Below are 7,198 nucleotides of genomic sequence, written 5' to 3'. Positions count from 1 at the left end.
TCAACGCTGCAAACATGGCTATCTGTATGAAATGTTTAAGATTTACACTTGAAATCCCGCTATCCCCATTTCTATTAAAATTCAATTACATAGTACGAAAAAGAACGATAAAAATCAAACCGAATTTAAGCGTAAATTTCAATTTGCATTTTGGCGGAAATTTTTTAATTTATATATAATTCAATTCAATTTTGAAAGGAATCATGTGAAAATTTTCCTGATCTACAACCCACACGCAGGTGCAGGACGTGCAAAAAAACTTCTGCCGAAAGTAAAAGAAAAATTTGCATCTATAAATATTGATCTTGAAGTTTATGTTACAGAATATCCTTCACACGGCACTGAAGTTACAGCAGGCCTTGATTTTTCCGAATACGACGGTATTGTTGCAGGAGGCGGAGACGGTACTCTGTTTGAAGTAATCAACGGCTACTTCCAAAATCCATCAAAAAAACGTATTCCAATCGGAGTGCTGCCTGTTGGTACAGGTAACGCTTTTGCCAAAGACCTTGATCTTGACTCATCAAAATGGGAAGAAGCGATTGAAATTATCAGCATGAACCGTCCCAGAAAAGTAGACGTAGGTAAATTTACAACAGAAGGCAAAGTATTTTACTATCTGAATATTCTCGGCCTCGGTTTTGTTTCCGATGTTACAAAAACAGCTCTTAAATTAAAATTTTTTGGTAATGTAGCATATCTTCTCGGTGTACTTTACGAGACAATTCGTCTGAAAAGCCATAAATTATCTATAAATATTGACGGCAAAAAATACGAAAGAGATAACATCTTTGTTGAAATATCAAATACCACATATACATCTAATTTCCTTATGGCACCGACTGCTGAAATAGATGACGGCATTCTGGACGTAACACTTCTTGCAAAATGCACGAGACGACAATTGTTAAAAGCCCTGCCTACTGTTTTTACGGGAGAGCATGTAAATCTGGATATTGTCGAAACATTCAAAGCTAAAAAAATTGAGATTGAGACGAACATTCCCAAAGTTTTAACGCCTGACGGTGAAGTTCTGGGCTCGACTCCTATTAAAGTTGAATGTTTAAAACAGGCAGTTGAGGTTTTCGGAAGATAGGAAAAAGATTTAATCCATCCGGTTTGCAAATTCTATACTTTGTAAACCGGATAAAAATAAAATTACAAATTAAATATTGTATAATACTCCTTTTTTATGTACTTATCATACCACTTATAAAATTTTTGAATATTCTGCCTGCTGATTCCTTTTTCACGCCAGATTTTTAATCTGCTCTCCGACTTGCTTATGACCGCATCTTCTACGGATCGTAATTGCTGCATTATGCCTGTACCCTGTTTGTTCAGAAGTACTGAAAGATCTATGTAATTTTTATAAGATCCGCGCTTTAAGGGAAATATCTTTGATTTAAGATTTAAAGACATTTCACAAAGCGGGGCATTGCCTGAAGAATCCGCTGTCAGAATCGAAGGAAGATTCTTACCTCCTGCAACCCACACAGGCACTGCAACAGAACTCAATTGGAATCCGAGTATAGTCCACATTGTTGTCAATCCTGTATCCTCGCCTTTTTTTACACCCTGCACAACAACAGTGGCAGCAGAACTGTAGCGGGGAATAAAGTCACAAAAATCTACAAATTTTCTTTGTCTGCCGGACGCAGGCATTTCCGAATAAAGATCTCTTCCGGTAAGAGAGTGTTTCAGGCAGCGGGATACATCTCTGATTAAAAATTTGTACGAAAGGTTATTTACTGCTGAAGCAGTATGAAATAAATCCTCGGCAGTCTGGTCTCGGATCACTCCGTACTCTTCTTTTCTCTGTCCTGTATAAGAAAAATTCGTTCTTATTATATAGCCGTATGGTGCAGTGCGCGGATCATTTGCGTCAAATTTAACGAACCCGTAATTGTTTGTCTCATAATATGCCGCACCCCCGTCAGCATCAATTACACCGAAATTTGCCTCAAGGCCCATGGGTTTGGGAAGATTTTTTAACATGTTTTCAAAATCTTTCAGAGTGGAACATGTCTGCAGCGCCATTTTCATCACATAACCTTCTCTGTCCTTCAAAGAAGTAGTATCTCCTATATTAAGATTATAGGAAGCTGAATTCATTATTGCAAATCCTGTGCTGTTGCAGCCTGCCCACACTTCTCTGCCTGATACATCGTCTGAGTTTACAAGGCCTATATAGTCATATCTGCCGTCATTGAAATACATTAACCTGTTTTGCAGATTACCTGTATCACGGTGTTTAAGAAGCAGAGGACGCCCGTCAACAGTACTTTTCCCTGAAATAACTGCTGTTGTACATGCATAAATAGTAAGTGAAAATAACAGATTAAAAATTACTGCTTTAACTGCGATATTTTTCACGACATTAATCTCCATTAGTAATCTATTGCTTAATTCCTGAATTCCCGGAAAACCGTTCTTTCTGCGCTTAATCATCATTTTTTAATATATGTCGGAGCATTTTTAGGCGCCTTTCCCTTTTTTACATCCCTGTAATAAGCATAGGTTAAAGGCTCCCTGTCTCCGTGAATCAGTTCATTATTCACAACTCTCCCTATAAACATGCTGTGTGTCGGCAGTTCCATCATTTTTATAACCTCACACTCAAACCATGCAATCGTATCTTCAATTACTATGGGTACTCCGGTCTTTCCCGTAATAAATTCCGTATCCTTAAATTTATCAACATCTTTGCCGCTTTTGTATCCGAATAATCCGAAAAGCCCGGGATTTCCATCTTTCTGCAAAACAGAAACAGAAAACAATTTACTATCTTTTATAAGTTTATTTGTGAAATTTTCTTTACTGCAGCACATTGCAAAGTTTATCGGATCAGCAGTTACCTGAAATACGGTATTGGCAATAAAGCCGCTCGATCTGTCCATACCTTTTGAACTTACAATATAGAGTCCGTATGAGATTTTAAAAAAGGCTTCATATTCCATGATTATCTCCTGAAAATAGTAGGTGCCTGGATTTGTGTTATTAATTAAAGATAAGATATTTATAGCAATCTTCAAGCCTATTTTATAAAATGCTTGCACCCCCCTAAAAACAGGATAAAGGATGCATCATAAGATCAAATAATAAAGGAGTTAAATTATAGAAATAAATTGAAAAAGGTTCTCCGATTTGTTTTAGTATCAAGCAGAAGGAAAAGCAGGGGGATTACCGGCATCTGCAAATTTACGCCACAACGGTCCACCGGGGAGTCATTCCCGCATGTTTTAAGCGGGAATCCAGGGGCGGGGGTGTATTTAATCCTCCACCCCACCACCTCTGGATGCCTCCCGATTTTATCGCGAGTGTATGACAGGATTCAAATTTATTTTACCGGCATCTGCAAATCTCCGTTTCCATACATTTTCGGAAGGCGCCAGAATGTTTATTGATTTTTTCTTGCATTTTAAAAAATATTTCTCCATTTTTAAAATTGATTTTTAACCTTATACCTAAAACCACAGGAGAACATTATGAAGAAAACCGCATTAATCGCAGTAATTTCAGTGCTTTTTACTTACATTTCTGCCAACGCACAAGAGGCAAGGCTCTTAAGGCAGCCGGATATCTGCGGGAATAGAGTTGTCTTTGTTTACGGAGGCAACCTGTACACTGTTCCTGTATCAGGCGGTACAGCTGAGAAACTTACAACATCACCGGGATTTGAAGTCTTTCCAAAATTTTCACCGGATGGCAAATGGATTGCATTCTCCGGAGAGTATGACGGTTCAAGACAAATCTATGTTATTCCTTCCGAAGGAGGCATACCCAAAAGGTGCACTTTTTATCCTGACGGAGGAAACATGCCTCCGCGCGGCGGCTGGGATAACCTTGCGTACGACTGGACTGCTGACAGCAAAAAAATTCTTGTACGTTCTGCACGCACTCCTTTTGGAGAAAGAATAGGAAAATACTTTCTTGTGGATCCTTTTAATGAAGGGCTGCCTGCTGCTCTTCAGCCTCACGAAGGAGGGCCTGCAACACTCTCTCCTGACGGGACAAAACTTGCATACTCTATCAAATCAAGAGAATTCAGAACATGGAAAAGATACAAAGCAGGCTTTGCTCAGGATATCTGGATATACGATTTGAAAAACAATACAATTGACCGTGTTACAGATTACCCGGGTACTGACAATTTCCCGATGTGGGTAGGAAACACTATTTATTTCACATCTGACAGATCCTCTGTTGATTCCAATGACCCAAGAACACTGAATATATTTGCTTATGATATAGCCTCAAAAAAAATCCGGCAAATTACCCGTTTTACAGATTATGATGTAATGCGCCCAAGCAGGGGAACCGGCGGAATTGTTTTTGAAAACGGCGGATTCCTTTATATTCTTGATCCTGCAACTGAAAAGTATCACAAAATTTCAGTCTATATTAAAGACGATCTTCCCGGGACACGCCCATATTATAAGAACGTATCCAAATTTGTCGGGAGTTTTGATATTTCTCCCAATGCAAAACGCGCTCTGTTTGGAGCACGGGGAGAGATGTTTACTGTTCCTGCAAAGCACGGACAGATTCAAAACATTTCAAACACTCCGGAAAAAAGAGAGTTGTCTGTCTCATGGTCTTCGGACGGAAAATATATTGCATATATGTCTCTCGCAAATGATGATTATTACGAAATCTTTATTAAAGAGTATGATTCTGATAAGAAACCTGTACAATTAACATCACATTCAAAAAGCTGGATCACTAATTACATATGGTCTTATGACAACAAAAAGATTCTGCTTTCAGATAAGAAAAACCGATTGCGTATGGCAGATGTACAGACAAAAGATATTACTTTGATTGATCGTGGAACTTTTTCCTCAATTAACGACTTTTCCTGGTCTCCTGACAACAAGTGGGTTGCTTACTCAAAAACCGATAAAAACATGCTGTCTGCAATTTGGATCTATTCAATCGAACAAAAGAAAAATTTCCGTCTGACAGGATCCGAATCTGATGATTACAGCCCTGTTTTCAGTTTTGACGGAAAAACACTCTCTTTTATCTCCCGCAGAGATTACGACTGGAGCAGCAGGGACTTTAAGGCAAAAATTTATATCGGAACCCTGACTAAGGATCAAGCCAGCCCGTTTGCTCCTATTAATGATGACGAAGGCATCAACAACGAGGACTCTGACACGAATAAGAAGGACAAAGACAAAAAGGTACAGGTTAAGATTGAACCTGAAGGATTTGCATCACGCGTTGTAGCATATCCAATAGAAGCCGGGTCTTACTATGGAATCACTCCTGTTAAAGGAGGCATACTGTATCTTTACAAACAAGCTCTGTACAAGTTTGACATGAAAGACCGTAAACAGAATAAGATTCTTGATAAAGTACGGAGTTATGTTGTTACATCCAAGGGTGATAAATTTTTATACAACAGCGGCTCAAAATACGGTATTGCAGATTTGAAGCCGGGACAGAAATCAGGTGTCGGGCTTTTAAATCTTTCAGGAATGACAATGAAGATTGATCCCAGGGCCGAATGGAAAGAGATATACAATGATGCATACAGAATTATGCGGGACTGGTTTTATGATCCTCATATGCACGGCGTGAACTGGGCAAAAATGCGTGACAAGTATGCACCTCTTGTGAATTACGCAGCAACAAGAACAGATATGGATTACATAATCGGAGAACTTATAAGCGAGCTCAATTCCGGCCACTGTTATGTGCATAAAGGGGATGTACCTAAAGTTAAACATGTACCTATGGGCCTGATCGGCTGTGAATTTAAGCCTGCAGGAAAATTCTACAAAATATCAAGAATATTTAAAGGCCAGAACTGGACAGAAAAACTCCGGTCTCCTCTTACAGAGCCGGGAGTCCACGTCAAATCCGGTGAATACCTTATTGCAGTTGACGGAAAATATGTTTTTACGAACACAAACCCATATAAATATTTTGAGAACAAGGCAGACAAACTAATTACTCTGCTTATCAATGACAAACCGACAAAAGCCGGTGCAAGAAAAGTTGTTGTCAAAACAATCGGATCCGAGCTTGCATTAAGGCAGTTCAACTGGGTGGAACGCAACCGCGCCATTGTTGACAGCTTGTCAGGCGGACGGATCGGTTACATTTATGTACCGAATACCAGTTTCCCCGGATTCAGAGAATTCTATAAGGGATGGTACAGCCAGTTTACAAAAGACGGCCTGATAATTGATGACAGATACAACGGCGGGGGATCAATCCCGTATCCCATGGCAAAAGACCTGTCCCTCAAAGTGCTTCAGTTTTGGGCAAGGCGAAACATGCCGCTATATTCAGAGCCTTTCCCTGTAAACGAAGGGCCAAAAGTAATGCTTATAAACGGCCGTTCAAGCTCAGGCGGAGATGCTTTTCCGTCATACTTCCGCCTGCTTAAAGTCGGGCCGCTTATGGGCCAGAAAACATGGGGAGGGCTGATTGGCTACTCCGGAAGCCCCCATTTTGTTGACGGCGGCGGACTTGCGGTTCCGGCATTTGCGTATGTTAATAAACAAGGTAAATGGGACGTTGAGTACTACGGAGTCAGCCCGGATATTGAAGTGTTTGATGATCCTTCTTTGATTTTTAAGGGGCATGAACCTATGCTGGAACATGCTGTGGATTATATCTTAAAGCAGCTTAAAAAGAATCCGCCGAAGAAAATCAAAAAACCTAAACCAGTAGATAGAAGCTGATAATATCAATACAGAAACTCCCCGGTGTTTTAAAAAACGCCGGGGAGTGTAATAATAAGAACCATTTATAAAATCACATCTGTTAAAAAGAATTCCGCTTCAGCTCCTCATTAATAGTACCGTCCGGAAGCATCCAGTCAGGGTGATACCTGCCGCTCTCTTCCATCTGATAACGAACACAGGAGTTCCAATCGTTTAAACAATACTTATCTATCCAGCTTTGATCTAAAAGCCCCTTTTCATAATACATTTTCATGGGGCATACAGCATACCACTTGCATTCCATATTTTAACCCGTCAGATTACTTATGCTCACACTTTCTTAACTGCCCCCGAACTATCGGAAAATCTTTCAGATGCAGGCTCTCCTGCAATTCCCCAATGTGATTTGGGGACCTCCTCTACAAGTACTCTTACTGCTTCTTTCGGAATTCCCATTTCAGTAAAAACTTCTGTTATTCCCTCTATGGTTTTTTTCGCGTTTTCATCGCCGAACC

The 7,198-nt window shown here is 39.9% G+C and carries 6 protein-coding genes; 2 read left to right on the top strand and 4 right to left on the bottom strand.

All coding sequences use genetic code 11. From position 1 onward, the window contains the following. Positions 1 to 205 precede the first annotated feature (205 nt). Positions 206 to 1,096 (top strand): diacylglycerol kinase family lipid kinase, encoded by an 891-nt coding sequence (locus tag J7K93_08535; GenBank protein ID MCD6117048.1) that lies wholly within the window; start codon positions 206 to 208, stop codon positions 1,094 to 1,096. A 62-nt stretch (positions 1,097 to 1,158) separates the two neighbouring features. Here J7K93_08535 and J7K93_08530 read toward each other — a convergent pair whose 3' ends face one another. Then, positions 1,159 to 2,391, bottom strand: coding sequence for a hypothetical protein (locus tag J7K93_08530; GenBank protein MCD6117047.1), 1,233 nt, complete (start codon positions 2,389 to 2,391; stop codon positions 1,159 to 1,161). Between the two features lie 59 nt (positions 2,392 to 2,450). Then, the gene (locus J7K93_08525; protein ID MCD6117046.1) at positions 2,451 to 2,960 is read right to left on the bottom strand and encodes a flavin reductase; all 510 of its coding nucleotides are present in this window, start codon (positions 2,958 to 2,960) and stop codon (positions 2,451 to 2,453) included. Positions 2,961 to 3,488: 528 nt separating this feature from the next. On the opposite strand from J7K93_08525, the gene J7K93_08520 reads away from it, so the two are divergent. Beyond that, a complete protein-coding gene (locus tag J7K93_08520) occupies positions 3,489 to 6,701 on the top strand; it encodes a PDZ domain-containing protein (protein MCD6117045.1) in 3,213 nt (1,070 codons plus the stop codon). 82 nt (positions 6,702 to 6,783) lie between these two features. Here J7K93_08520 and J7K93_08515 read toward each other — a convergent pair whose 3' ends face one another. Then, positions 6,784 to 6,987, bottom strand: a complete 204-nt coding sequence (locus J7K93_08515) for a uracil-DNA glycosylase (GenBank protein ID MCD6117044.1) — start codon at positions 6,985 to 6,987, stop codon at positions 6,784 to 6,786. 26 nt (positions 6,988 to 7,013) lie between these two features. Then, positions 7,014 to 7,198, bottom strand: a 185-nt coding sequence (locus J7K93_08510) for a tautomerase family protein (protein MCD6117043.1), incomplete at its 5' end; no start/stop codon positions are given.

The sequence above is a fragment of the bacterium genome, from assembly GCA_021158245.1.
GTDB lineage: Bacteria > Zhuqueibacterota > QNDG01 > QNDG01 > QNDG01 > QNDG01.
Note: the sequence above shows the minus strand (reverse complement) of the source record. Positions and strands in the feature narration are given on the sequence as shown.

Excerpts from the sequence above, each read along its gene's own strand:
- J7K93_08515 (MCD6117044.1), bottom strand. The coding sequence starts at position 6,987 with ATGGAATGCAAGTGGTATGCTGTATGCCCCATGAAAATGTATTATGAA.
- J7K93_08530 (MCD6117047.1), bottom strand. The coding sequence starts at position 2,391 with ATGGAGATTAATGTCGTGAAAAATATCGCAGTTAAAGCAGTAATTTTT.
- J7K93_08520 (MCD6117045.1), top strand. The coding sequence starts at position 3,489 with ATGAAGAAAACCGCATTAATCGCAGTAATTTCAGTGCTTTTTACTTAC.
- J7K93_08525 (MCD6117046.1), bottom strand. The coding sequence starts at position 2,960 with ATGGAATATGAAGCCTTTTTTAAAATCTCATACGGACTCTATATTGTA.